The organism is Rhodoferax sp. XS2R6, from assembly GCF_056521365.1.
Genome location: NZ_JBWMAY010000001.1, coordinates 721,451 through 747,948, shown reverse-complemented (window position 1 = coordinate 747,948; position 26,498 = coordinate 721,451). Strand labels below are relative to the sequence as shown.

General features: G+C 60.7%; 23 protein-coding genes. 15 read left to right on the top strand and 8 right to left on the bottom strand.

Features of this window, described 5'->3' with window-relative positions; translation table 11 throughout:
* Window position 1: 1 nt before the first annotated feature.
* The 3 genes from lspA to AC097A_RS03520 form a co-directional block, all read right to left on the bottom strand.
* On the bottom strand, window positions 2-508 hold the full coding sequence (gene lspA, locus AC097A_RS03530; RefSeq protein ID WP_315478633.1) for a signal peptidase II: 507 nt from the start codon (window positions 506-508) through the stop codon (window positions 2-4).
* Window positions 508-3,396 carry an isoleucine--tRNA ligase gene (ileS, locus tag AC097A_RS03525; protein ID WP_479619772.1) on the bottom strand — a complete coding sequence of 963 codons (2,889 nt, stop codon included), beginning with the start codon at window positions 3,394-3,396 and terminating at the stop codon, window positions 508-510. Before ileS ends, lspA begins: the two co-directional genes overlap by 1 nt.
* A 91-nt stretch (window positions 3,397-3,487) precedes the next feature.
* A complete protein-coding gene (locus AC097A_RS03520) occupies window positions 3,488-4,474 on the bottom strand; it encodes a bifunctional riboflavin kinase/FAD synthetase (protein WP_479619771.1) in 987 nt (328 codons plus the stop codon).
* 177 nt (window positions 4,475-4,651) lie between these two features.
* On the opposite strand from AC097A_RS03520, the gene AC097A_RS03515 reads away from it, so the two are divergent.
* Window positions 4,652-5,209, top strand: a complete 558-nt coding sequence (locus AC097A_RS03515) for an HNH endonuclease (RefSeq protein WP_479597334.1) — start codon at window positions 4,652-4,654, stop codon at window positions 5,207-5,209.
* A 36-nt stretch (window positions 5,210-5,245) separates the two neighbouring features.
* Here AC097A_RS03515 and AC097A_RS03510 read toward each other — a convergent pair whose 3' ends face one another.
* Window positions 5,246-6,382, bottom strand: coding sequence for an alpha-hydroxy acid oxidase (locus tag AC097A_RS03510; RefSeq protein ID WP_479619770.1), 1,137 nt, complete (start codon window positions 6,380-6,382; stop codon window positions 5,246-5,248).
* Window positions 6,383-6,550: 168 nt separating this feature from the next.
* Between AC097A_RS03510 and AC097A_RS03505 the strand changes: the two genes are divergently transcribed.
* From AC097A_RS03505 to AC097A_RS03480, 6 genes are all read left to right on the top strand, one after another.
* Window positions 6,551-6,883 (top strand): hypothetical protein, encoded by a 333-nt coding sequence (locus AC097A_RS03505; protein ID WP_315473546.1) that lies wholly within the window; start codon window positions 6,551-6,553, stop codon window positions 6,881-6,883.
* Window positions 6,880-7,491 carry a DUF6162 family protein gene (locus AC097A_RS03500; RefSeq protein WP_479619769.1) on the top strand — a complete coding sequence of 204 codons (612 nt, stop codon included), beginning with the start codon at window positions 6,880-6,882 and terminating at the stop codon, window positions 7,489-7,491. Before AC097A_RS03505 ends, AC097A_RS03500 begins: the two co-directional genes overlap by 4 nt.
* A 24-nt stretch (window positions 7,492-7,515) precedes the next feature.
* Window positions 7,516-8,448, top strand: coding sequence for a metal ABC transporter solute-binding protein, Zn/Mn family (locus AC097A_RS03495; RefSeq protein ID WP_479619768.1), 933 nt, complete (start codon window positions 7,516-7,518; stop codon window positions 8,446-8,448).
* The gene (locus AC097A_RS03490; protein ID WP_479619767.1) at window positions 8,445-9,191 is read left to right on the top strand and encodes a metal ABC transporter ATP-binding protein; all 747 of its coding nucleotides are present in this window, start codon (window positions 8,445-8,447) and stop codon (window positions 9,189-9,191) included. Before AC097A_RS03495 ends, AC097A_RS03490 begins: the two co-directional genes overlap by 4 nt.
* Entirely contained in the window at window positions 9,191-10,093 is a 903-nt protein-coding gene (locus tag AC097A_RS03485; RefSeq protein ID WP_479619766.1) for a metal ABC transporter permease, read from the top strand. The genes AC097A_RS03490 and AC097A_RS03485 overlap by 1 nt, the downstream gene beginning before the upstream one ends.
* A 107-nt stretch (window positions 10,094-10,200) precedes the next feature.
* Window positions 10,201-11,031: a metal ABC transporter solute-binding protein, Zn/Mn family gene (locus AC097A_RS03480; protein ID WP_479619765.1), complete on the top strand. Its 831-nt coding sequence runs from the start codon at window positions 10,201-10,203 to the stop codon at window positions 11,029-11,031.
* Between the two features lie 4 nt (window positions 11,032-11,035).
* On the opposite strand, the gene AC097A_RS03475 is transcribed toward AC097A_RS03480, so the two are convergent.
* Both AC097A_RS03475 and AC097A_RS03470 read right to left on the bottom strand, forming a co-directional pair.
* The gene (locus AC097A_RS03475) at window positions 11,036-11,719 is read right to left on the bottom strand and encodes a response regulator (RefSeq protein ID WP_105260043.1); all 684 of its coding nucleotides are present in this window, start codon (window positions 11,717-11,719) and stop codon (window positions 11,036-11,038) included.
* Window positions 11,716-13,236, bottom strand: a complete 1,521-nt coding sequence (locus AC097A_RS03470) for an ATP-binding protein (protein ID WP_479619764.1) — start codon at window positions 13,234-13,236, stop codon at window positions 11,716-11,718. The genes AC097A_RS03475 and AC097A_RS03470 overlap by 4 nt, the downstream gene beginning before the upstream one ends.
* Window positions 13,237-13,432: 196 nt before the next feature.
* Here AC097A_RS03470 and AC097A_RS03465 point away from each other — a divergent pair, with 196 nt between their 5' ends.
* From AC097A_RS03465 to AC097A_RS03430, 8 genes are all read left to right on the top strand, one after another.
* On the top strand, window positions 13,433-15,172 hold the full coding sequence (locus AC097A_RS03465; protein ID WP_479619763.1) for an efflux RND transporter periplasmic adaptor subunit: 1,740 nt from the start codon (window positions 13,433-13,435) through the stop codon (window positions 15,170-15,172).
* The gene (locus tag AC097A_RS03460; RefSeq protein ID WP_315473538.1) at window positions 15,169-17,142 is read left to right on the top strand and encodes a MacB family efflux pump subunit; all 1,974 of its coding nucleotides are present in this window, start codon (window positions 15,169-15,171) and stop codon (window positions 17,140-17,142) included. Before AC097A_RS03465 ends, AC097A_RS03460 begins: the two co-directional genes overlap by 4 nt.
* Before the next feature lie 2 nt (window positions 17,143-17,144).
* Window positions 17,145-18,557, top strand: a complete 1,413-nt coding sequence (locus AC097A_RS03455) for an efflux transporter outer membrane subunit (RefSeq protein WP_479619762.1) — start codon at window positions 17,145-17,147, stop codon at window positions 18,555-18,557.
* Window positions 18,558-18,721: 164 nt separating this feature from the next.
* A complete protein-coding gene (locus AC097A_RS03450; RefSeq protein WP_315473536.1) occupies window positions 18,722-19,360 on the top strand; it encodes a PepSY-associated TM helix domain-containing protein in 639 nt (212 codons plus the stop codon).
* 22 nt (window positions 19,361-19,382) lie between these two features.
* The gene (locus AC097A_RS03445) at window positions 19,383-19,895 is read left to right on the top strand and encodes a DUF2271 domain-containing protein (RefSeq protein WP_479619761.1); all 513 of its coding nucleotides are present in this window, start codon (window positions 19,383-19,385) and stop codon (window positions 19,893-19,895) included.
* Window positions 19,896-19,915: 20 nt separating this feature from the next.
* Entirely contained in the window at window positions 19,916-20,812 is an 897-nt protein-coding gene (locus tag AC097A_RS03440) for a DUF4198 domain-containing protein (protein ID WP_479619760.1), read from the top strand.
* Between the two features lie 160 nt (window positions 20,813-20,972).
* Window positions 20,973-21,908, top strand: a complete 936-nt coding sequence (locus AC097A_RS03435; protein ID WP_479619759.1) for an FAD:protein FMN transferase — start codon at window positions 20,973-20,975, stop codon at window positions 21,906-21,908.
* 35 nt (window positions 21,909-21,943) lie between these two features.
* A complete protein-coding gene (locus AC097A_RS03430) occupies window positions 21,944-23,356 on the top strand; it encodes a sulfite reductase subunit alpha (RefSeq protein WP_479619758.1) in 1,413 nt (470 codons plus the stop codon).
* Window positions 23,357-23,381: 25 nt separating this feature from the next.
* On the opposite strand, the gene AC097A_RS03425 is transcribed toward AC097A_RS03430, so the two are convergent.
* Window positions 23,382-24,062, bottom strand: a complete 681-nt coding sequence (locus tag AC097A_RS03425; RefSeq protein WP_479619757.1) for a Fe2+-dependent dioxygenase — start codon at window positions 24,060-24,062, stop codon at window positions 23,382-23,384.
* A 64-nt stretch (window positions 24,063-24,126) separates the two neighbouring features.
* The gene (locus tag AC097A_RS03420; protein ID WP_479619756.1) at window positions 24,127-26,322 is read right to left on the bottom strand and encodes a catecholate siderophore receptor Fiu; all 2,196 of its coding nucleotides are present in this window, start codon (window positions 26,320-26,322) and stop codon (window positions 24,127-24,129) included.
* Between the last annotated feature and the right edge of the window lie 176 nt (window positions 26,323-26,498).

Sequence of the window (26,498 nt, the reverse complement as noted above, 5' to 3'; positions counted from 1 at the left end):
TTCAGCGGGTTTTGCGCACGCGCAGCAGTTCGTCCAGTATCAGGCAAACAGCGCCCACCGAAATCGCGCTGTCGGCCACATTAAAGGCGGGGAAGTGCATGCCCCGCCAGTGGAAGTCCAAAAAGTCCACCACATACCCATAGGCCAGGCGGTCAATCACGTTGCCAATGGCGCCACCCAAAATACAGGCCATGGCAAAACTGAACAGCTTTTGCCCCGGGTGGGACTTGAGCATCCAGATGATGACCACCGCCGCCACCAGGCCCAGCACGGTAAAGAACCAGCGCTGCCAGCCCGACGCGCCCGCCAGAAACGAGAACGCCGCGCCGGTGTTGTGCACCCGCACCACGTTAAAAAAGCTCGTCACGTAGGTGCTGTCGCCCAACTGGTAGTAGCCCAGGATCAGGATTTTGGTGAACTGGTCTGCCAGTAGCAAGATAAAGGCCAGACCCAGCCACTGCCACAAGCCGCTGTTGCCGCCGCCAGCGGGTTTGAAACCGCGGGCCATCAGGCAAACGTCCGGGTTTCACCGGCGCCGTAGAGGTTGGTGGTGCAGCGGCCACACAGGGTGGGGTGGGCAGCATCTACACCAATGTCGCTGCGGTAATGCCAGCAGCGTTCGCATTTTGTGCCATTTGAGGCTGTAACGCTGATGGCTTGTGCGCTACCAGCTACCAAAGTGATAGCAGAGGTGATGAACACAAACTTCAAATCGTCGCCCAGGCTGCTCAAGAGCGCGAACTCGTCGGCCGGTACGGTCAGCGTCACTTCGGCTTGCAGCGATGCGCCCACCTGGCCGGCAGCGCGCAGGGTTTCGATGTCCTTGTTGACCGCTTCACGCACGGCACGGATGCGGTCCCACTTGGCCAGCAGGGCTTCATCCGCCGCAGCCAGCTTCACATAACCATCCATGAAAATGGACAGCTTGGTGGCCGCAGGCGTCTTGCCCTCGGCACCCAGCACGGCCCAGGCCTCTTCGGCGGTGAAGCTCAGGAACGGTGCCATCCAGCGCAACATGGCCTGGGTGATGGTCCACAGCGCGGTCTGTGCGGAGCGGCGCGCCAGCGAATTGGCACCCGTCGTGTATAGACGGTCCTTCAGGATGTCGAGGTAGAACGCGCCCAGGTCTTCGCTGCAATAGACCTGCAGTTTGGAGACCACGGGGTGGAACTCGTAGACCTTGTAGTGCGCCAAGATGTCGGCTTGCAACTGGGCGGCGCGGCTTAGCGCATAGCGGTCAATCTCCAGCAACTGGTCCAGCGGCACAGCGTCCTTGGCCGGATCAAAGTCGGAGACGTTGGCGAGCAAAAACTTGAGCGTGTTGCGCACACGGCGGTAGGTGTCCACGACGCGGGCCAGGATCTTGTCGTCAATGTTCAGGTCGCCCGAGTAATCGGTGCTGGCCACCCACAGGCGTGCAATTTCGGCGCCCAGCTTGCTGGTCACGGTTTGTGGGTCTACTGTGTTGCCCAGGCTCTTGCTCATCTTGCGGCCTTGGCCGTCAGTCGCAAAGCCGTGGGTCAACAAACCACGGTAGGGTGCGCGGTCGTACAGCGCGCAGCCCAGGAGCAGCGAGCTGTGGAACCAGCCGCGATGCTGGTCGTGGCCTTCGAGGTAGAGGTCGGCCTCGGGCCCTTCGGTGTGGAAGGGAACGCGGTCATACGCATCTTTGTGGCTGCCGCGCAGCACATGCTGGAAGGTGGAGCCGGAGTCGAACCAGACTTCCAGAATGTCGGTGCTCTTGGTGTAGCTGGGGGCATCCGTAGCGCCGAGGATTTCCTCGACCGTCACGCGGCTCCAGGCCTCGATGCCGCCTTGTTCAACGATATCGGCGGCCTGGTCCAGGATTTCCATGGTGCGCGGGTGCAGCTCGCCACTGTCCTTGTGCAGGAAGAAAGGCACGGGCACGCCCCAGCTGCGCTGGCGCGAGATGCACCAGTCGGGCCGGTTGGCGATCATGTCGCGCAGGCGGGTTTTGCCGTTCTCGGGGTAGAACTGGGTTTGCTCGATGGCGTCCAGCGCAAGCTGGCGCAGGGTCTTGGGCGCCTTGTCCTTGGTGAACACGCCGGGGCCTTCGTCCATGCGCACAAACCACTGCGCGGCGGCGCGGTAGATCACTGGCGTCTTGTGGCGCCAGCAGTGTGGGTAGCTGTGGCTGATGCCCACGGTCGCCATCAGGCGGCCGTGTTCGCGCAGCGTGTTGATGACGTTGGCACAGGCCTTCCAGATATGCTGGCCGCCGAACAAGGGCAGCTCTTCGGCGTACACGCCGTTGCCCAACACGGGGTTGAGGATCTGGTCGTACTTCAGGCCGTTGGCGATGCAGCTGTTGAAGTCGTCCACACCATAGGCGGGCGAGGAGTGCACGATGCCAGTGCCGTCACCATCGCTCACATAGTCCGCCAGGTACAGCGGCGACAGGCGCTTGTAGCTGTATTCGTTGCCGCTCTCTGGCAGATCAAACAAGGGGTGGCGGAACACCTGGCCGCGCAGGGCTTCGCCCTTGGCAGTTGCCAGCACCGCGCCGGTCAGGCCGAAGCGCTCCAGGCACTTCTCGACCAGGTTGGCACCGAGCAGCAGCACGCCCTTGGGCGTGTCCACCAGCGCGTACTCCAGCTCGGGGTGGGCATTGAGCGCCTGGTTGGCAGGAATGGTCCAGGCGGTGGTGGTCCAGATGACGGCAAAGGCTTGCTTGCCGGCAGGCAGGGCGCTCAGGCCGAAGGCTTGGGCCAAACCGGCGGCGTCGTTGGACTCAAACGCCACGTCCAGCGTGTCGCTCTTCTTGTCGGCGTATTCGATTTCGAATTCGGCCAGGGATGAGCCGCAGTCAAAACACCAGTACACGGGTTTGAGGCCACGGTACACAAAGCCGCGTTCGATCACGCGCTTGAAGGCGCGGATTTCGCCCGCCTCGTTGGCCGGGTTCATGGTTTTGTAAGGGCGTTCCCAGTCGCCCAGCACGCCCAGGCGCTTGAAGTCTTCGCGCTGTTGGTCGATTTGTTCGGTGGCAAACGCGCGGCTCTTGGCCTGCATGTCGTCGCGGCTCAGGTTGCGGCCGTGCAGTTTTTCGATGGCGTTTTCGATCGGCAGGCCGTGGCAGTCCCAGCCGGGGATGTACTGCGCGTCAAAGCCGGCGAGCTGCTTGCTCTTGACGATCATGTCCTTCAGCACCTTGTTCAGCGCGTGGCCGATGTGCAGCTTGCCGTTGGCGTAGGGCGGGCCGTCGTGCAAAACGAACAGCGGGGCACCATGGCGCGCATCGCGCAGTTTCTTATACAAGCCTTCTTCGTTCCAGGTTTTCACCCAGGCGGGTTCGCGCTTGGGCAGGTCGCCGCGCATGGGGAAGGAGCTGTCGGGCAGGTTCAGGGTGCTGCGGTAATCAACTTTGTCAGTCATGGCAAATCTCAAAGGGAGTGGAACGGCCTGCGGTGGTCGTCACGGCAAGCGATGGGGCAAGACGCGGGGCAAGGTGCGTCGGGCGGCCCCGTCAAATTCGGGTGCTGGTGTGAGACTGAAGCCAGGCACGTGCATCGTCGCGGTCTTTTTGTATGCCCTGGGTGAGGGCGTCCAGACCGTCGTATTTGAGTTCGTCGTGCAGTTTGTGTAGCAGTTCCACGCGGATGATTTTACCGTAGGCCCCCTCGGGCCCCAGCTCAGCAGGCCAGTCCAGGCAATGGGTTTCCAGCAGCACACGCCCGCCATTCACGTCGGTCGGGTCCAGCGAGGGACGCACGCCCAGGTTGGCGACGCCCTGTAGCGGCTTGCTTGAGAGACCATGCACCAGCACCACAAAGATGCCGCTGGCGGCCGGTTTCCAGTGGGCAAAGCGCAGATTGAGCGTTTTGAAGCCCAGCGTGCGGCCCAGTTTGCGCCCGTGCACCACGTGGCCTGAGATGCAATAGGGCCGGCCCAACAGGCGCGCCGCATCTTGCATGCGGCCCTGGCCCAGCGCATCGCGCACGGCGGAGCTGGAGACACGCAGGCCGTGGACTTCGTAGCTGTTCATACGGGCCACATCGAAGCCTTGGGCATCACCGGCGGCATCCAGCAGCGCGTAGTCGCCTGCCCGGGCCTTGCCAAAACGGAAATCGTCCCCCACCAGCACATAGCGCGCGCCCAGGCCGCCCAGCAGCACCTGGTCAATGAACTCCAGGGGGCTTTGGTTGGCCAGCCGGGCGTCAAACGGCAGCACCACGGTTTGGTCCACGCCGGCCTGGGCCAAGTCTTCCAGTTTGTCGCGCAGGGTACCCACACGGGCCGGGGCCAGGTCGGGTTTTTTGTGTAGTTCGGCGAAATAGTCGCGCGGGTGGGGCTCAAAGGTCAGCACCACGCTGGCCACGCCGCGCTGCTGGGCTTCGCCCTTGAGCAGGGCCAGCATGGCCTGGTGGCCCCGGTGGACACCATCGAAATTGCCAATCGTGACCGCACTCGCGCTGGCAACGCCAGGGTGCTTGAAACCGCGGAAAACCTTCATGGAGTTGTTATCTTTTTGATAGCAGGCCGCGCAAATGCTGCCGGGGCTTGAAGCCAATTTGTCATGGAAACACTGTATATTGTCACCTAGCAGGGCCCAGACGCATGTCTGGCGCGCACTTGCAGACATTTGGCAGTCCGTGTTGGTGGTAGGTTTTACCGTTGATGGAGGCGTTGCGTGAAAGTCTTGAAGTTGTCGGCCCAGGGGCTTCCCCAGTCCTGGATCTCGCTGGAACAGGCGGTGATTCACTATGCTTCCGGCGAGGTGCGCTGGGAGTCGGGGGGCGAGGTCGCCGTGTTCCACGGCGGGCACAACGCCATGACCGGGCAGCAGTCCATCATCAAGGTCAACAGCATCATCGGCACACGCGGCGTGCCCAATATCAATCCCTTCAACCTGCGCCCCGGCCTGACCAACGCCAAGCTCTTCATCCGCGACCGCAATGTGTGCGCCTACTGCGGTGGCCATTTTCACGAGAGCGAGTTGACGCGTGAGCACATCATTCCCTTTGCCCAGCACGGCATCGACACCTGGATGAACGTGGTGACGGCCTGCAAACCCTGCAACCACCGCAAAAGCCACCGCACGCCCGAGCAGGCGCACATGCCGCTGCTCTACACGCCCTATGTGCCCAGCCTGTGGGAAGACTTCATCCTGCGCAACCGCCGCATCCTGGCGGACCAGATGGAGTTTTTGATGGCGCATGTGCCCAAGTCTTCGCGCCTGCTGGATTAGGCGCGTAGACACTGATCCGCGAGTCGGCGCTCGCCTCTAGGTTCCTGAGTTGTGACTGTTTAGCGCGCTGCCAGCTTGGTCCAGGGTGCGGCAGCCGCACAGCGCCATGGCGATTTCCAGCTCGTCACGTAGCAGCCGTAAGACATGTGCCACACCCGTGGCTCCCGCGTTGGTAAGGCCGTGTAACACCGGTCTGCCGACCAACACGGCATTGGCGCCTAAAGCCATGGCTTTTAGGACATCGGTGCCCCTGCGAATGCCTCCGTCCACCAAAATGGGAATGTCGCCGCGCACGGCTTGTGCAATCCGGGGCAGGGCTGCGGCGGTGGTGATGCTGGTGTCCAGTGTGCGCCCGCCGTGGTTGGAGACGATCAAGCCCGCTGCCCCGCAGGCCAGGGCCTCACGTGCATCGTCGGGATGCAGGATGCCCTTGAGCAGGATGGGCAGGCGTGTGATGGAACGCAACCAGGCCACGTCGTTCCAGGTGGGGGCATGCGTGAGCAGGTCGTCAAACAGCGCACTTTCCCCGCTGTCCAGTGTGCGTGTGGCGGTAGTGCGCATATGGGCGAGGTTGACGGCGCTTACCCCGGGGGGCAGGCGAAAGCCCGCACGTCGCTCCCGGTCACGCACGCCTTGCACCGGTGCATCCACGGTGAGCACCAGCGCCTCGTACCCCGCGCGTTCTGCGCGATGCACCAATTCCTTGGTGAAGCCGCGGTCCTCCTGCAGGTAGAGCTGAAACCACAGTGGTCCGCGCCCTGGCACGGGCAGGAAGGTGGTAGCAATGGCGTCGAGAGGGCTCGACGCCTGTGTGCTGAGCACCATGCCTGCGCCCAGTGCCGCCGCGGCCAGTGCGGTGGCGTGTTCTCCGTCAGGGTGTGCCAGGTGTTGGTACGCCATGGGGGCGATCAGGATAGGGTGGGCCAGGGTGCGACCCAGCAGTTCCACGCGTGTGTGTCCACCTGCCAGTGGTCGCAGCACGCGGGGCAACAGTTCTATGCGACGCCAGGCGTGCAAATTGCCTTCGAGCGTGATTTCGTCAGCAGCGCCGCCAAACAGGTAAGCCCAGGTGGGCTCGTCGAGGATGCTTCTGGCGTGGGTTGCGTGGTCGAGCAGGGACACCACGCCCTCGGGGAGGGGCTGGGGCGCGAGGCGGCTGGGAGGTACGTGCATGGCAATGAAGAGGGGTTCTGCGCTGGGATGGGGCGGCAAAAAAGTAAACCGGAAAACCGTTTGCCTGGAATTGTTACTTATAATTGATAATAATTCTCATTTGTAATTCATCTGCCTCTCGACCTGCCTTTTGGGGGTGGGGCGTCGCGGTTCAGGAAGCGTTTTTTTATGCGTGAAATTCATTGTCCCTCTTTGCTCAAGGTCGCCCTGCTGGTGGGGGTGACTGCCTTTTCCGGACTCGCTTCGGCCCACAGTTTGCTCCTCACCTGTCGCCCCGCTGCGGGTGACATGGTCCGCTGCGTGGGCGAATTTTCGGATGGTAGTGATGCGGCTGGCATGGCGGTGCACGTGAAGGCGTATGACGAGCGCATGTTGTTCAAAGGCACGCTTGGCAGTGACTCTGCCGTGGTGTTCAAGCGGCCCACAGCCGAATATTTTGTCCGCCTGGAAGATGGTGGCGAGCATGCGGTTGAAGTGGATCACACGGATGTCAAACCATGAACACCCAAGTCGTGAAACCTGCGGGTGCAGGCCATGAGACTTTGTGGGTGTTGCTGACCGCCATTCTGGTGCTTGGTGTGGCGGCCTTGTTTGTCAGCGCGCGCGCGAAGCCGCAGGCGGCGGCGGCGTTGGCGTCGCACCAAGTGGACGCCCGTACACAGCTCAACGCTGCAGAGCAGGGCTTGCACGGGGATTTGTTGGTGGCTGCCGAAGAGATCGTTGCCCTGGTGGAGGCTGAGCGGGTGCTTCCCCCAGTGGAGCAGCTGCGGTCCATGGATTTGCCCCCTTTTGCTGGCGGTATGACTTCCGTGACACGCGGTGGGCACGAGTGGCGCACTACTGCGCAAGCGCGGTATGTGGCCTATGTGGGCCGCAGCGCAGCGCCCGATGTCGCGGCTTCTTTTTTGTTGCGTTTGCCGGTGCCGGCAGCCATCGGGTCTTCACCAGAGGCGCACGACCACGATGACGAATTTCAAGTGTGGGTGCACCGTGAGGGGCCGCAGAGTGCGCCCGGGCAGCTGGACGATGCCGCGCTCGCTCGCCAAGGATGGCGTCAGGTGGTCGCACGTTACGACGCGGGCGTGACACGCAAGGGCGCTGTGCACTAACTGACGTTTTATTTGAAGAAATTTATGCAAGACCTTTACACAACCCATAAACGCCGTCGGCAGTTGCTGTGCACCTTGGCGTGGGCGCCTTTGGCGCTGGCCGCAGCAGGGGTTCAAGCCCAGATGCGCCGCTTGCGCATAGGTGTGACGCTGCACCCCTACTACAGTTATGTTGCCAATGTGGTCGGTAACCTTGCGGAGGTGGTTCCCATCATTCCCGCGGGCTTCAATCCACACGCCTACGAGCCACGTACCGAAGACATCAAGCGCATTGCGACGCTGGATGCGATCGTGATCAACGGGGTCGGGCACGATGATTTCGCCGGCCGGATGATTGCGGCCAGTGAGCGGCCCGATCTTAAGGTGATTGAGTCCAACGCCCAGGTGCCGCTGCTTGCCGCGGTGGGCGAGGGGCGTGGCACTTCCGGCAAGGTTGTGAATCCGCACACCTTTTTGTCGGTGACTGCGTCCATCTCGCAGATCAATACCATCGCGCGGGAGCTGGGGAAAATTGATACCGCGAACGCTACCGCCTACACCGCCAATGCGCGCGCTTATGCGCAAAAATTGCGCAAGCTGCGCGCCGATGCGTTGGGGCAACTTGCCCAGGCCCCGGCCGCCAACTTTCGCATCGCGACGATTCACGGCGCGTACGACTACCTGTTGCGCGAGTTCGGTCTCGAAGTCGCTGCTGTGGTGGAGCCCGCGCACGGCATCGAGCCTAGCCCCTCGCAGCTCAAGCGCACGATCGACCAGATCCGTTCACTCGATGTGAAAGTCATCTTCTCCGAGATGGACTTTCCCTCCGCCTACGTAGATACCATCCGGCGCGAGACCGGAGTTCGACTCTATGCCCTGACCCATATTTCGCATGGTCCGTATACCTCCGAGAAGTTCGAACAGGAAATCGCGCGCAACCTGGCGACGGTGGTGCGCGCCATTCGGGAGTCCGCATGATGCAGGGATATGGGCCCGGCATTGCCTTCGAATCCGTGAGCCTCACGCTCGGTCACACCGACATCTTGCGGCACGTCAGCCTGAACGTGGCACCGGGAAGCGTGCATGCACTCGTGGGACCCAACGGAGGCGGTAAGAGTTCTTTGTTCAAAGCCTTGCTGGGCCAGATGCCCCACCGTGGCGAGATCAGCATTGCGTGGCCGGGTGATCAGCCCGGTACTACGGGGTATGTGCCGCAGGCACTGGCGTTTGATGTCGGTTTGCCCATGACCGTGATGGATTTCATGGGGGCCATGTGTCAGCGGCGTCCTGTGTTTTTGGGCCTGTCGCCGAACTGGAGGGGGGCTGTGGAGCGTGCCTTGGAGCAGGTTGGCATGTTGGAGAAGGCCCATCGCCGCATGGGGGCGCTTTCGGGGGGGGAGCGGCAGCGTGTGTTGCTGGCCCAGGCGCTGATTCCGGCGTCCGATCTCATTTTGCTGGACGAACCTATGTCTGCGCTGGACGAGGCGGGCGTGGATACGTTTGAAACGCTGCTGGCGCACTGGCGCGAAAGCCGTGTCACGGTGTTATGGATCGAACACGACCTGGATGCCGTCACGCGTTTGGCGGACCAGGTCACTGGTCTGAGTCGGCAGGTGTTGTTTGACGGTCCTGCCGCACAAACACTGACCCCGCAACGCGTGCTGGCGCTGTTTTCGAACCGGCACCGGATCGAAGAAGCAGAAGACAAGGCGGTGGCGTGATGAGTGGTTTCGATAGTTTTCGTCAAGCGATCCAGTTGATGGCCGAGCAGGGCACCTTGCCTGCCTCGCTGGCGTATGGTTTTGTGGTCAACGCCGTGCTGGCCGGTTTGTGCATTGGCCCTGTGCTCGGTGGTCTGGGAACGCTGGTGGTGGTCAAACGGTTGGCGTTTTTCTCCGAGGCAGTGGGGCATGCCGCGCTGACGGGTGTGGCGATTGGCATTTTGCTGGGGGAGCCCTACACCGGGCCCTATGGCAGTTTGTTTGCGTATTGCCTGCTGTTCGGTCTGTTGCTGAACTACTTGCGCAACCGCACGGGGCTCTCGCCGGACACGCTGATTGGCGTGTTCTTGGCCGTCTCCCTGGCGATGGGGGCGAGCCTTCTGCTCATGCTTTCCGGTCGCGTGAACATCCACATTCTTGAAAACGTGCTGTTCGGCTCCGTATTGACCGTGGACGCTGGTGACTTGTTGGTGTTGGCGGTGGTGGGGGCACTGGTGGTGTTGCTCACCGTGCCGCTATACAACCGGTTCATGCTCGCCAGCTTCAATCCTCAGCTTGCTGCCGTACGCGGCGTACGGGTCAAGCTGCTGGACTATCTGTTTGTGGTGCTGGTAACCATTGTCACCGTGGCATCGGTCAAGGTGATTGGCGCCATCCTGGTGGGGGCGTTGCTGATCATTCCTGCTGCCGCAGCGCGCCTGCTGAGCCTTTCGTTGCGGGGGTTCTTCTGGTTGAGTGTGTTGTTCGCCACGGCGAGCACGCAAATAGGTATTTTGGTGCCGATTGAACTCGAATTGCCCGTGCCCTCAGGTGCCGCCATCATTCTTACCGCCGGTTGTTTCTTCGCGCTCGCGGCAGTCATTCGGGGGCTAACTCCGTCTTTGAAAGGGCATGCCGGATGACCGCGTGTCGTATTTCTTCCTCTTGGTGTTTGGCCGCACTCTTGGCGCTTGCCGCCACCGCGTCTATTTCAACGTCTGCGCTGGCGCAGAGCGCTCCCGCATCTGCTGTGGCAGCCCAGGCGACTGCACCCGTGCGGTTGCTGGTGGCCCATCCTGTGGTGGCTGCGCTGACCCATACACTGGTGCGAGATACCGGCATGGTGGTGTTGCGGCCAGTACCAGAAACGCTGCCGGCCAACCGGCAACAGGCTTTTTTTGCAGGCCGAGGGGCGGTGGCATTGGGCGATGCTGCACGTCAGGCTGATGCCGTGATTGGCCTGCGCTCTATCTGGCCAGACGATCCACTTTTCCCATTGGCACGCCGCCAAAACATTCGTCTCATTGAAATCGATGCAGCCAGGCCGCTTGATGCTTCGTTGCCTGGCATGGCCTTGCAGGAGCTGGGTGCTTCCGCAAATGCGCTGCCTTGGCTTGACCCGGTGAATTTGGGACGAATGGTCGACGTGATTGCTGGTGACCTTGCACGTCTTGCACCTTCGGCGAAGTTGCGTTTGCAAGCCAATGCGACCACGTTGCGTCAGCAAATCCTCGCCACCACGGCCCAGAGCGAAGCACGTTTGGCCGGTGCGAACAACCTTGCCGTGTTCAGCCTGTCCGATCGGTTGGACTACTTGGTGAGTGGCTTCAATCTTGATTTGATGGGTGTGGATGCACGGGACGATGAGGCCTGGACGACCGAAGCCCTGGGCGCGCTGGTGCTGCGCTTGCGTAGCGCTTCGGTGCGGGCGGTGTTGAGCCACCGAGAGTTGCCGCCTGCGCTGGCACAGGCAATGCAACAAGCCGGTGTGTTGATCATCGTGTTAATAACTGAAGGCCGCGACCCATTGGGAGAGCTACGCGAGAACAGTCGGCGTTTGGGTGTCATCGCTGCGCCTTGAGCTGTCAGGTGGGAGTGTCAAATCTGTAACCAAGTCCGTAGACCGATTGGATGAGCTCCTGCTCTGGCAGTAGCTGCTGAATTTTGCGACGCAACTTTTTGATGTGGCTATCGACAGTCCGGTCGGAGACGATGCGCTCGTCCTGGTACATGGCATCCATGAGCTGTTCACGCGAGTAGATGCGACCGGGGCGGCCACTCATGACTTTGAGTAGTTGGTATTCCACTGCAGTCAATCCCAAGTCTCTTCCCCCCAGCGTGGCGCGCCATCGGGCATCGTCCAGATCCAGATGATGTGCTGCGGCAGGCGGAGTTGTGTGTGGGGTGGTGCGGCGCAAAACAGCCTTCACCCGTGCGACCACTTCACGCGGGCTGAAGGGTTTGCAGATGTAGTCGTCCGCGCCTAATTCAAGACCGAGCAGGCGGTCGATCTCCTCAACCAGCGCCGTGACCATGATGATGGCGGGCCCGGCCGGGCTGGCACGCAGTGTGCGGCAGATGTCCTGGCCGCTTTTGCCTGGCAGCATGAGGTCAAGCAGGATGAGATCGACCGGATTCCCTTCCAGCCAGGCTTCGACTTCATCGCCGCGTGTGAGGTGGTGGGTTTGGTAGCCCGATTGGGTTAGGTATTCGAGCAGGACTCTGGCCATCTTGCTTTCATCTTCGACGATCAGGATGCGCTCAGTCATGGCTGACGCTCGTCGTGTAATGGCAGAAGCAGCTCCCAACGCAGGCCACCCAGCACGCTGGAACTGGCTTGCATGTGCCCACCATGGCCTTCGACAATTGCACTGGCAATGGACAGGCCGAGGCCGGACCCCCCCGAGCTGCGGTCGCGCGAAGGGTCCAAACGGAAGAGCCGGTCTTTGAGGCGCGGTAGCGCTTCTGAAGGTACGCCCGGCGTGCTGTCTTCCCAGCTCAGCAGCGCCTGGTTTTGGCTGCGACTGAGCCGGACATGAAGACGCCCTGGGGTTGCCGTGTAGCGACGGGTGTTTTGCAGCAGGTTGGACAGTACCTGGGTCAGTCGATCGTCGTCGGCCCGAACCCGCAGGCCGAGGACCAGTTCGCGGTCGATTTGCAGAGTGTCGTTGTCCTGCCCGGTTGCGTCATCTAAAAAGTCGTCGACGAAGCGTCCCAAGTCGATGGTTTCGAAGCGATAGTGGAGACCACCCAAATCCGACAGCGATAGCAGGCGCAGGTCTTCGACCAAGCGGGTAAGGCGGTTCACCTCTTGTGCCAAGGAGTCAAGGTTGTCCAGGCTGGGCTGGCGAACACCGTCTTGCATGGCCTCGATTTCGGCGCGCAGCGAGGCCAGCGGTGTACGCAGCTCGTGGGCGATGTCGGCAATCCAGCGCTGACGGGCCTGTTGCGCGGCTTCCAGTGCACGGCTCATGTGGTTGAAGTCATCCGCCAACTGGGCCAGTTCATCGTGCCCTTGCACGGGCAGGCGCACGCCGTAGTCACCCCGGGTCACAGCGGCAGCGCCTGCGCCCAGTGGCCGCAAACGCTGTGACAGCCAGCGCGCGATCAGTGCTGCGTTGAGGACAACCGCCGCCAGCAGGCCGAGTGCGATGGCGGAAAAGGAGCGTGCTTGCTGTGCCTGGAACACATGCTCCAGCGAGGCCACCATTTGCAAGCGTGGGATGTAGCCCAGGTAGCCAACCGTCTGCGCCTGCACCAAGATCGGCTTGAGCACTGCCTGCTCGCTGCGCTCTTCAGGACCCACGATAAGTTGACGCTGTGCATTGAACAGCAGTAGCCGGCGGTCGATCGTCAACGGTGGGCTGGTGTTGATGGGATTCTGTGCGGCCAGGCCGGGCAGTGGTGCTGCCGGTTCGGACGCTGTGCGTTGATTGGCAGGTGCGGGACGGCCGTCGGGCGGAGGACCATCCGTCGCGCGGCGCGGTGAGCGACCCAACCCCAAGGTTTCGCGTGTCAGGTCCTGCCAGCGCTGGCGGTCGGAAGTAATCCACTCCCAACTGCCCTCTTGCTGGTACCTCTCTCCCAAGTGGGTTACCAGTGGTCGCAATCGGGTTTCGTCGGCTTTGTTGAGGTACTCGACCAGGCCTTTGTCAAAGCTCCAGCTGTAGATCAGGTAGGCAGACATGACGAGCACGATATTGGCACCCGCGATCGCCAAAAAGAGCTTGACGCCTAAGGTGTCAAAGCGGGCGATGCCAATGCGACGGAGTGCTGGAGGGGGCATAGGAGTGTGGAATAGGTCAGCAGGTCTTAGCCTAGCGCCCAATGTTTCAAGAATTGTGCAAGTTTGCCTGGCGCAAGGGGACTGGCCTGCATTCTGCGAGGGTTTGTCCACATTCTTTGCATATTCTGCGGGCAGCATGCAAGGGTAGTGCACGGGATGTGGTTCTTGGCATGCCTTACTCAACCAATTATTCGATATGAAGCAAGTGAAACAGGTGGAGGCGGTTGCCTCCGGGGTCCGCGGACGCAGTCGCTGGTGGTGGATGCTGGTGTCCCTCATCTCTTTGAGTCTGTTGGGGGGCGCGTGGGTTAGCTGGAAGCGCTGGGGGCCTGGCGCCAAGGCTGAGAGCGCCTACATCACCGCGACGATTCAACGGGGTGATATCGAAGACCAAGTCAGCGCCACGGGTTCTTTGCAGCCGCGGAATTATGTGGATGTGGGAGCCCAAGTGTCTGGGCAGTTGCGCAAGCTACTGGTTGAAGTGGGGACCGAAGTTCGCGAAGGCGACGTATTGGCAGAGATCGATGCAGAGACCTCTATTGCCAAGGTGGAGGCCAGCCGTGCCCAGCTGCGCTCCCAGGACGCCCAGATGGCGGAGCGCGAGCTGACGTTGGTCAAGGCTGAACGGGATCTGCAGCGGCAGAAGAATCTGATGGCGGAAGAAGCCACAACGGCAGAGACTTTGCAGAATGCCGAGACTGCGGTACATACCGCGCGTGTCCAGATTCAGTCTCTCAAGGCGCAGATGGAGCAATTGCGGGCCAGCATGCGGATTGAGGAGGCCAATCTCAAGTTCACGCGTATTTATGCCCCCATGGCGGGCACGGTGGTTAGTATCACGGCCCGTCAGGGGCAGGCGCTGAATGTGAACCAGTCTGCACCTACGCTCTTGCGTGTGGCGGATCTTTCCATGATGACCGTGCAGACCCAGGTCTCTGAGGCTGACGTCAGCAAGCTGCGCACCGGGATGCCGGTGTATTTCACCACCCTGGGTGGCCAAGGGCGGCGCTGGTACGGGCAGCTCAAGAGAATTGAACCTACACCCACCGTGACGAACAACGTGGTGCTTTACAACGCCTTGTTCGAGGTCCCTAATAACAATCGCAGCCTGATGACGCAGATGACTGCACAGGTGTTTTTCGTAGTTGCCGAGGCGCGTGATGTGCTCATGGTGCCCATGTCGGCTTTGACAATACAGCGTGGGGCGCGTGGACCCAAGGGCGGTGCCACAGAACGCCCGCCTGAGGGGGGAGCACCGGCATCTGGAGCCCGTCCCGCGCTGATGCCGACTTCCACCCGGTTGGAGTCGGGGTTCATTCGGGTTGCCGATGGTCCATCCAATGAAGGCCGTGCTGGCGGGATGCCCCGCATGGACCGTGAAGCGTTCCAGAATTTGTCGGAAGAAGAGCGCCAGCGTCTGCGTGAGCAGCGCCGCCGGCAGCGTGACCAGGCCGCAGGCGCAGATGCTGTGTCGCCGCCGCCTGGCACCTCTGCGTCTTCACCGAAGCGTGAGCGCCTGCCAGGTGCGGAAGCCCGTGACACGCTGCGCAATCCAGCGGCCAACGCATCGGGCTCGGCCGACCGGCGCGATGCGCCTGCGCGCACGGCACCGCCCCAGGCAAATGGGGCGCCGAGTGAGTCCGTCCGGCCTGCGCGTGGTCCGCGCCAGGCCAAGGTCAAAGTCATGCTGGAGGATGGCTCTCTGGAGGAGCGTGAAGTCACTATCGGCATCAGCAACCGCGTGCATGCCGAGGTGCTCTCCGGTTTGAAAGAGGGGGAGCGTGTTGTGGCGGGCATGCGTGAGGCGGAGCAGCCACGCCGAGCCAACAACCAGCAAGGGGCTGGGGTAGGCCAGTCGCAGAACCAAAACTTTGGCGCACCTGGTGCACCATCGGGCAATGCCCCTGGCAGCGCAAGCGGTGGTGCACGGCGATGACATCTCCGGTTGAGTTGGACGATGCGCGGATACCCTTGATTGACCTGAGCGGCATCACCAAAACCTATACCAATGGTGATCTCGCGGTGGAGGTGTTGCACGGGATTGATCTGCAGATTTATCCGGGCGAGCTCGTGGCCATCATGGGTGCGTCGGGTTCGGGTAAGTCGACTTTGATGAATATTTTGGGGTGTTTGGACCGGCCCACGACGGGACGTTACCGCTTTATGGGGCGTGATGTCTCGGAGCTGGAGCGTGATGAGTTGGCGGAGTTGCGTCGCGAGGCCTTTGGTTTTGTTTTCCAAAGTTACAACCTGATTGCCACGGGATCGGCGGCAGACAACGTGGAAGTGCCTGCGGTGTACGCGGGGATTCCGCCGGCCGAGCGACATGCACGGGCGCTGGAGCTCCTTGCTTCATTGGGGTTGAATGACCGGGCCCATCACCGGCCGAACCAGCTGTCGGGTGGGCAGCAGCAGCGGGTGTCCATCGCGCGGGCTTTGATGAATGGCGGTCGGATCATTTTGGCCGATGAGCCGACGGGCGCGCTCGATAGCAAGAGTGGTGCGGATGTCATGGCGCTGCTGAAGGATTTGGCTGCGCGCGGGCACACCGTGATTCTGATCACCCATGCCGCCGAGGTGGCCGAGCATGCCCAACGGATCATCGAGATCAAAGACGGCCACATCGTGGCCGACCCGGGGCCACGCCCCCCTGAAGGTGCAACTGCCATGGCGGCCCGTGCCTGGATGCCTCGTGTGGGGCGGGTTTCGCATTGGAGCGATGTGCTGGAGGCTGCCAAGACTGCTCTGCGGGCACTCAAGGCCAACGTTTTTCGCGCCATCTTGACGCTGCTGGGAATTGTGATTGGCGTCGCCTCTGTCATCGCCATGTTGGCCATCGGCGATGGGGCCAAACAAGTCGTGATCGATCGGATCAGCGCGATGGGCTCCAATCTCTTGCTGGTGCGCCCTGGTGCACCCAACCAGCGGGGTTTTTCCAACACGGCGACGTTGGTGCTGGAAGACGTGCATGCCATCGACAAGGAGGTTCCCAACGTGTTGGCGGCTGTGCCTGAGCAGCGCAGCACCGCTACCTTGCGCCATGGGGAGTCCGATTACTCCAGCAGCGTCATGGGGACGTCCTCAAAATTTCCGCTGGCACGCCAATGGAAAGTAGGGCGCGGCACCTTTTTTACCGAGGATGACGAACAAGAGTACGCCACGGTGGCGGTGCTGGGTACGACCGTGGCCAAGGCGCTGTTTCCCGGTGGTCAGGATCCGTTGGGTCAGTTCGTGCTGGTGGGTAACCTGAGTTTCCAGATTGTGGGCGTGATGAGCTCGCGCGGGGCCTCTCCCAATGGGGATGACCAGGACGATGTGGTGCTGGTGCCTTACCAGACCAGCCAGTTGCGTCTCTCGGGTCAGCGTTTTCTGCGCAATGTAACGGTCGCCGTAACCGATGTGGAGCGGATCGACGAGACGCAATCGGCGGTGGAATCTCTGCTCGCCGAACGCCACGGGGTGATCGATTTTCAGATCCGAAATATGGCTTCGATTATCGACACAGCGACCGAAACCCAGGACACCATGACGGTGCTGCTGGGCTCCATTGCCGCCATCTCCTTGCTGGTGGGGGGGATCGGGGTGATGAACATCATGCTGGTCAGTGTGACCGAGCGCACGCGGGAGATTGGTATCCGCATGGCGACAGGTGCGCGCATGCGCAATATCTTGCAGCAGTTCCTGATTGAGGCGCTGGTGGTGTCTGCCTTGGGCGGACTGATCGGTGTGGTGATTGGCTTGGGTGTTGCGTTTGTGATTGGCGCTACGGGCACGGCGGTGAAATACACCTTGATGCCTGTGTTGCTGGCCTTTGGTTGTGCATTTGCCACTGGGTTGGTCTTTGGTTATCTGCCGGCGCGCAAGGCTGCGCGACTTGATCCGGTGGTGGCCCTGTCTTCTGAATGAGCATGTTGATGATGTTTTCTCTTCCTTTGCTTGCCCGGCCCTGGGTACTGTGTGCGGTGCTGGTTTTGCAGGCCTGTGCTGTTTCCGAGCCGCGTACCGTACCTGTGGTCGTTCTGCCCCAGTCTTGGGATGGTGCTGCCCCGGCTGCCGATGTAGCGCAGCTTCGCGCCGACTGGTGGAAATCCTTTGGTTCCCCGGAGTTGGAGCGTCTGATCGGAGAAGCGCAGGCAGGCAACGCAGATATGCGCATCGCCATGGAGCGGATGCGTCAGGCAGATATCGCATTGCAGCTGGGCGGCGTATCGCGTCTGCCCACGGTTCGGGGGACGGCAGGCTCCACGGTGTCGCGCACAGACACGCCGACGGCCCAGGGAGAGATGCGCCGCACCAGCAGTGCCGGTCTCTCCGTGAGCTACGAGGTCGACCTCTGGGGTCGTGTGGCGGCTGGTGTGCGGGCGGGTGAGGCTTCTTTCAAGGCGAGCCAGCAGGACTGGGAGGCTGCTCGCCTGACCTTGTTGCATGGTGTGGCGAACAGCTACTTCCTTTGGCTCAATGTGGGCGAGCGGATGCGTATTGCCCGGGACAACCTAGTGATTTCCGAGCGCGTTCTGGCCATTGTCGAAGCCCGGCAGCGCAACGGAGTGGCTACCGCCTTGGAAGTGTCGCAACAACGCACCACGGTGCTTTCCCAGCGTACCGCATTGATTCCGCTGGAACTGCAGCAGCGCCAAGCCGCCTCTGCCTTGGCTTTGTTGTTGGGGAAAATTCCCCAGGGCTATGCGCCTCGTGCCAGTGAATTCAGCCAGCTCAAGGTGCCCGAACTCCTGCCCGGCTTGCCGACAGCGCTGCTGGCACGGCGCCCTGACTTGGCCGCTGCGGAAGCGCAGTTGGCTGCGGCCGATGCCAATGTGGCAGCTGCACGCGCGGCGTTGTTCCCGACTTTGTCACTGTCGGGCTCATTGGGTCTGAGTTCCGCGACATTGCTGGATCTTGCGGATCCGACACGCAGTTTTTCACTCGGTGTGTCGCTGGCCCAGGCCATTTTTGATGGTGGTCAACAGCGCTTGCAGATTCGCAGCAGCCAGTCGCAGCGGGTCGTGTTGATTGAAAATTATGGCAAGGCGATCCGCACAGCGCTCAAGGAAGTGGACGATGCCATGGGCACTGTCGACCGGAGCCAGCGCCAGGAAACCATGCAGCGCGAGGTCGTGGCGCAGGCGCGGCGTTCTCTGCAGTTGGCCGAGTTGCGCTACCGCGCAGGCAGTGGGGATCTGCTATCTGTGTTGGATGCGCAACGCACACTCTTTTCCGCGCTCGACACACTGGCTACGCAAAGTCTAGCCCGCCTCAGTGCTGCGTTGGACATGTACAAAGCCTTGGGTGGCGACTGGGCCGAACCTCCGCCTTTGTCCTGAGCAAATCGATTGCGGTATCGCATGGCAAGAGTTTTTCAAGTGATATAGGTCAATCTCTAAATGAGAATAGTTATAATTAACATTACGATGAATTGTGCGCATTGCTTTGGCGATAGCCCGATGTCCTCTGATCCGCAAACTGTTTCTGCACTACCCCGATTCCCGTGAATAACCGCTCTGCCGCACAAGTGGCCTCCAGCCGTGCCTATTGGCTCAAGACTCTGCACCAGTGGCACTGGATCAGCTCTGCGCTGTGCCTGATCGGCATGCTCTTGTTCGCCTTGACAGGCATCACCCTCAACCACGCAGCAGACATTGCCGCGCAACCTCAGGTGCAGCAGAAGGAGGTGCAACTCCCGCAGTCTCTGCGCAATGCACTGGCTGTGAAAGACGATGAGCCGCAGAACGCAGTGTTGCCAGCCGACGTGCACAGCTGGCTGACCAAGGCGTTGGATGTAGCCCTGCCGGAGACCGCTGCGGAATGGTCGCCAGAGGAGATTTATCTTTCATTGCCGAGGCCGGGTGGTGACGCATGGTTGCGCATCGCACGTGACTCGGGCAGCGTGGAATACGAACGCACCGACCGCGGTTGGATTTCGTACTTGAATGACTTGCACAAGGGGCGCCACACAGGGGGTGTCTGGAAGTGGTTTCTTGATATTTTTTCGGTAGCTTGTTTGGTGTTCTGCATCACCGGCCTGTTCATCCTCAAGTTTCATGCCGCCAATCGCCCCACGGTCTGGCCCATGGTGGGCATGGGCCTGGTGGCGCCTCTCTTGTTGATCATTCTTTTTATCCATTGATTTTTGGAGGAGTTGCACTCTCATGATGATTCGATACGTCGCTGCTATTTCTGCAGCCGGATTTGCTTGGCCTGCAATGGCCGCCGATTTGGCACTCAAGGTTGAAATCCCGCGCTTGGCTGTTGCGGAGTACCACCGTCCTTATGTTGCGATCTGGCTTGAAAAGCCGGACCAGTCGTTTGCGGGCAACCTTGCTGTCTGGTACGACATCAAGATGCGCAATAACGAGGGAACCAAGTGGCTCAAAGACATGCGCACCTGGTGGCGCAAGAGTGGTCGCGAGCTGTCGATGCCGGTTGACGGCATCAGTGGCGCCACGCGTGCGCCGGGTGAGCACACCGTTCAGTTCACGGATGCAGCCGCTTTGGCCAAGCTGGCCCCGGGCGAGTACTCACTGGTGCTGGAAGCCACCCGCGAAGTGGGAGGCCGTGAAGTGGTGAAAGTGCCTTTTGTTTGGCCACCCAAAGCCGCCACGACCACACAAGCCCTCGGGCAGCACGAGCTCGGCGCAGTGAGCGTTACTGTTAAACCCTGATTCAAATACTGGAGACTTTCATGAAAAATATTTCCACCCGTGCACGCGTCCTCACGCTGGTTGCCGCTGCTGTACTGGCCTTGCCCGCGGCTGTGCACGCACACCGTTCCTGGCTTTTGCCCTCGGGCACCATCTACTCTGGGCAGCAGCCTTGGGTGTCGGTGGATGCCGCAGTCTCCAATGACATCTTCTACTACGAGCACAACGCCGCTGGTTTGGACAACCTGGTTGTCATTGGTCCTGATGGTCAGCCTGTGCAGGCTGAAAACCAGGCCAAAGGTCGTTACCGCAGCGTGTTCGACGTGAAGCTGGGGCAGCAGGGAACTTACCGTATTGCGTTGGTGAATGACGCCATCATGGCCAGCTTCAAATCCGGAACCGAAACCAAACGCCTGCGTGGGACTGCAGAGTCCTTGGCCAAGGAAATTCCGGCAGATGCACAAGAGCTGCGTGTGAGCCAAGCGCAAAACCGGGTGGAGACCTTCGTCACCTCTGGCAAGCCGACGACGGATGCTTTGAAGCCTACAGGTCGCGGTATAGAACTGGTGCCCGTGACACACCCGAATGATCTGGTGGAGGGTGATACCGCCACGTTCCGCTTCATTGACAACGGCAAACCCGCCGCCGGCTACGCGGCTACGGTGATTCTTGCGGGCCTGCGTTACCGCAGCGAACTCGGTGAAATTCGCCTCACGACCGATGACAAGGGTGAAATCAAGGTCAAGTGGCCTGCCGCTGGCATGTACTGGGTGAACATTGCCCCCCCCCGTGCGCCTGGCATGGCTGGCCCGGATGCCCAAGCGGCGCCTGCCGCAGCGGGTGCTCCACGCCCAGCGCCCACCGGCCCCGCCGGTACGCTGGCAGAGCCCGTTCGCCGCTCGGGCTACAGCCTCACCCTGGAAGTGTTGCCACGCTGATGTTTGGGGCGCACACCGATCTGCCTCCGCAGCGCAAACGGGTGGGGGCGGTCTTTGGCCAAGGGTGCGTTGCCGCATGAACCGCGTTTTATTGCCGCAGCAGATTGACAATGCTGCCCCTCTCTGGGGAGCTCTGGCGCACCGCCTGGACGGCCAGACTATGGGCACCACCTGGCAGGTGCGGTGGGTGGCACTTGGGCCACTGCCGGAGGACCGCGTACGTGCAGCCGTGCAGCAGGAGCTCGATCTGGTGGTGAATCAGATGAGCACTTGGTTGCCAAACTCCGATCTGGAGTGCTTCAACCGAGCCGATGCGGGCACGCAGCACGCCGTGCCCGAGGCCATGGCCGAGGTGCTGCAGGCAGCACTGTGGCTGGCAGATGTCTCTGGCGGCGCTTTTAACCCCGCGGCGGGTGCTCTTGTTAACCTGTGGGGGTTTGGTCCCAGGCTGCGTTATACCGATCCAGACTTTGTGTTGCCGACAAACGAAGCTGTGCAGCATGCGCTGGCCTCTAACGATTGGCGCAGCTTGTGCTGGGACGGTGCCCACCGTCAGCTGCATCAGCCCGGTGGTGTATTGCTGGATTTCTCTGCCATTGCCAAAGGGTATGCGGTAGACCGTGTTTCCCAGCGTCTGGCGGGCATGGGTTTGCAGCACACCTTGGTCGAAGTGGGGGGGGAACTGCGCGGGCAGGGCATGCACTTGGGGGGGCAGCCTTGGTGGGTAGATTTGGAGGCACCGCCCATGGCACCGGGTCTTAATGTCTTGCCCACCACGCGTGTAGCGCTGCACGGGCTGAGCGTAGCGACATCGGGCGACTACCGCCGTGTGTATACCCAAGCAGGTACGCGCTGGCCGCACACCATTGACCCTCGCAATGGGCGCCCTGTGGGGCACGGTCTGGCTTCGGTCAGTGTGCTGCACCCCGAGTGCCTGTGGGCCGATGCCTGGTCGACCGCGCTGACTGTGTTGGGACGTGAGGACGGCATGGCACTGGCCACTGAGCACGGCATTGCGGCACTGTTTGTGCAACGCGAAGCCGATGGGAATTTGTCCGAAAGCATCAGCCCGGCGATGCATGCACTTGCCGATTAAGCGGCACGCCGGTAAGTGATGTACGAGTGTTGCGAATGAGTAGTGAAAAGATTGTTTACACCCTGGCCACGGTGCTGTGTTACGCACTGCTGTGTGCTGCAGTTGCCTGGCAGCACCGCAACCGACAGCGTGCAGCGCAACGCCGTGTCGAAGCGCTGCTGCCCGCCACGCCCGGTGTTCCCACGTGGTGGGTGACTTATGCCAGCCAGACAGGCCAGGCCGAAGAGCTGGCGCTGCAGACCGCACAAGCCCTGCACGTTGCAGGTGTATCTGTGCGCCTGGCACCGCTGGGCCAAATCAGTCTGCCCGACCTGCAACAGGCCCATCACTTGCTATGCATTGCCAGTACCTATGGCGAAGGTGACCCCCCCGACAGCGCCGTGTCTTTTGCCCGCCAAGTCATGGCGGGTACGGATGCTTCGCTGTCCCACCTGCACGTGGGCATGCTCGCCTTGGGGGACAAGACCTATGCCCAGTTTTGCGGCTTTGGCCGCGCCTTAGACCAGTGGCTGATGGCCCGTGGCGCGCAGCCGCTCTTTGACCGTATTGAGGTTGACAAGAGTGACCCCGCCGCCTTGCAGCACTGGCGCCGCCAATTGGGGCACCTGGTTGGAACCAGCGATTTGCCGGAGTGGGAGGTGCCTACCCTGGAGGCTTGGTCCCTGCGTGCTCGCCGGCACCTGAACCCAGGCAGCGCGGGCGAGGAGGTGCACCACCTGGAGCTGGTGCCCGAGGGCGGTGCTACCTTGCCCGATTGGCAGGCAGGTGACTTGGTGCAGGTCGAGGCACCTGGCGCCCCCGGTGCTCTGCGTGACTACTCCATTGCGTCGGTTCCGCAGGACGGCGCAGTACACCTCTTGGTGCGCCAAACACGCCGCTCCGACGGCACTCCCGGTCAGGCCTCCGGCTGGCTGACCCAAGGTGTTGATCTTGGCGGCAAGGTCATGTTACGTGCGCGCGCACACAGCGGGTTTCGCATCGGTGATAACGCGGATCGCCCCCTCATCCTGATTGGCAACGGCACAGGGCTGGCGGGCTTGCGCAGCCATATTAGGGGCCGCTTGGCCGCTGCGGGTCGACTTAACAGTACCCAACAGGTGCCGCGCCCCACTGCGGTGGCGCCAATGTGGTTGCTGTTTGGTGAGCGCAATGCTACGTGTGATGCGCACTACCGCGAAGAGATTGATCCCTGGGCTCAACAGGGTTGGCTCACACGGGTGGACTGGGTGTTTTCACGCGACCAAGTCCAGCGCCGCTACGTTCAGCATGTGCTGAAGGAATCGGGCGATGCGGTGCGTGCGTGGGTGGCGGATGGCGCTGCCGTGTACGTCTGCGGCAGCCTTGAAGGCATGGCGGGCGAAGTAGACCAGGCGCTACAAACCATCTTGGGCGAGCCAACCTTGCAACACCTTGCAACCGAAGGCCGCTACCGGCGTGACGTCTACTGACCGCTGGCGCGCACGGGCCGCAGGGTCACACCTCCGCCCATTGCTGCAATAGCTTGTGGTAATGCCCTGTCAGGGCGACGACTTCCGCCGTGTCCCCGTGTAGGTGGCGCAGCTTGAGGATGGTCATGTCCAGCGCGTGCAGCATAGAGCGACGCCAGGCATCGCGCACCAGGCTTTGTGTCCATAAAAAGGACGCTACCCGCACACCGCGGGTGACCGGCTCCACACGGTGCAGGCTGGTGGAGGGGTAGACGATGGCATCACCCGCATCGAGTTTGACCTCGTGGGTGCCATAGCTGTCTTCAACCACAAGCTCTCCGCCTTCGTAAGCATCCGGATCGTTCAAAAACACCGTGGTGGATACATCGGTGCGTACCTGCTGGCCGCTAAAACGGTCGGTCTGGATCGCGTTGTCAATGTGGTTGCCGTAGTGGCCCCCGCCCTCGTAGCGGTTAAACATCGGCGGCAACATGGTTTTGGGCAGCACGGCTGAGACGAACAGCGGGTGCTTTTTGAGCGCTTGCGCGATGCGCTGGGACAGTGGGCCAAAGACCGGTGATTGGGTATCAAGCTGCACGTTGCGCTTGAAACCAGATGCCTGTGGTCCACTCGATACCAGACCATCGACCCAGCCTTCGGTATCCAGCGCATGGCGGATTTGTTCCACATCGGTCTGGCTGAGGACTTGGGGAATGTGCAGCAGCATGAAAGACTCCAGAATATAAAAAAGGCCCGCCAAGGCGGGCCTTTTGTGAACCGACGTCTGGCAATTAGAAATTGTAGACGGCAGTCAGTGTGGCAGAGCGTGGGGCACCTAGTACGAGGCGTGCGCCACCGTTGTTCAGAGTACTGAGGTACTCTTTGTCGAACAGGTTGTAGACGTTGAACTGCAGGTTAGTGTTTTTTGCCAACTTGTAAGAAACCATCATGTCAAACACGGTATAGGCCGGAACGCTTGGCATAGTTGTTGTGGCGGCATTTGTACCTTCGGTAATTAACCGTTTTTGTTCAGATACGTGTCGCGCCCCAATACCCATCGTGAGTTTGTCCAGCTGGTAAGAGGTCCAAAGCGTTGCAGTCAAGTCTGGCGACCAGCGTACGCTGTCGGTGACGGTTGTGGCGCTGCGTTGGTCAATCTGGCGCGTTTGGGTCTTTGCCAATCCAGCGGAGATTTGCCAGAAGTTGGTGAGTTGGCCCACCGCAGAAAATTCAATCCCCTTGACTTCGGTTTTTCCGTACTGTGTAGCAGCGCTGGTGACGGGGTCAACTGTGGTTTGTCCGTCATTGACGGATTGGAACAGCGCTACAGCTACATTGAGTCGTTTGTTCAGCAGCTCCCATTTGCTACCTACTTCCAAAGTTTTGGTAGTTTGAGGATCCAAGGCAGCATTAGACTGATTGTTTGCCGTAGCGCTCAACTGGAAGTTATTTCCGCCAGGGGGCGTTTTGGAGTCGGCGTAAGAGGCGTAGATGCTGCCATTTGGTGCAGGCTTATACACACCACCGATGCTCCAGTTCAACAGGGTGCGTTCGTCATCCAGCGTGGTCTTTGCGTTGGCTGTTGAAATATTACGCGTTCCGAGCTTGTAGCGATCAACGCGAACACCACCGTTGATGGAAAACTGTTCATTGAACTTGACGGTATCAAAAACGTAGGCACCGAGCGTGGTCGTAAAACCGTTGGTTTCTGCACCACTGGCTACAAAGCTACCGAATGCGTCATTCGAATTCGGGTTGTACAAATTGGCTGCAGATGTTGTGCCCACTGCAGTGTGTCCAGTCACTTCTTGCTTTTCGTGCATGAGTTCGACGCCAGCGGCAAGACTGTGTTCCAACCCCATTGCGTTGAAGGCGCTATTCACGCTGGTTTGGTTGGCCAAGATGGTATTCACCTGGTCGACTTTTTGCCGTGAGCGACTAAGTGTCCAGCTAGAGGGGTTGTTTACGTCGGGTGCAGTGATGGTGTTGATACCTGTAAGCTCCCGATCCATCCGGGTCTGTCCCCAGCGGGTCACGTTGCGTACCGTTGTACCTTGGCCAAGATCATGTTCGACTTTGGCGGTCACCATGTCAGCGGTAACTTTTTCATAGTCGTTGATGCTGCCGTAGTAATTGCTGCGGTTCACTTTGGCCGCGTTTTGAACGGCTGCTGTTGCGTTGTAAAAACCTTCAAAACCAATCGAAGGAATGCCCCCGTCAGGAATGTTGTTCTGGCGGATATGTTGGCTGAACAAGTGGATGCGGGTGGGAGTACCCAGACCATCCACGTAGGACAGGCCCAATCCCTGTCCCTTGTTTTTCACCGTGCTGCGACCGTCCACGCCACTGTCCTGGGTCGTGGCATTGATACGGACGGCGGATGTTTCACTTAGTTGACGATTCAGGTCCACGCTGGCCCGTTTTTTGTCAGCAGTGCCCACAGTCGCGTTCACGCTACTCTCGTCGCCCAGGTGTGCTTGTTTGGAAATCAGATTGATGTAGCCCGTGGCAGCGCCCCGGCCAGTCTCGGCGCCGGCTGCGCCTTTGACCACTTCAACTGACTCCAGGTTGAAGGTGTCACGCGTGACGGCGCCCAGGTCACGAATGCCATCCACAAAAGTGGATTGCTGGAGCGACGCACCACGCAATTGGAAGGTGTCGCCGGCCGACGTGTTGCCGTTTTCACCGAGCTGCATGGTGATGCCGGGCGTGTTGCGCAGGGCCTCCATCAGGGTGATGGCGCCTTGTTCTGCCAGTGTTTCTTTTTTAATGACCTGGATGGTCTTGGGCGTGTCCAGCAGGGGCTGGGTGATTTTCGGGTTTGCCGATTTGTCTGCCTTGAAGGGCACATCTGCGGTTTCCGTGATGGTCACGGTGGGCAGGGTGGCGGCTGCCTGTTGTGCCATGCCGGCAGAGGGAACAGATGCGGCCACGAGGGCCAGGAGATGCAGGTGGTTGGCGTGTTTGCGGCTACGAATGTGCTTCATGAAAAGGTCCAAGGAGATGCGTTATTGTTTTTGGCTTGCAGGCATCTCCATGGCACGGAATCAGAACGTGGCAGGCCGGAGGCTTAGCTGGCTACTGCGTCAATTGTATCAAATCAGAATCATTCTCATTTGTATTTCTTTGCGTTTCTTTGCAAATCTGAAACGCCGTGTTTGCG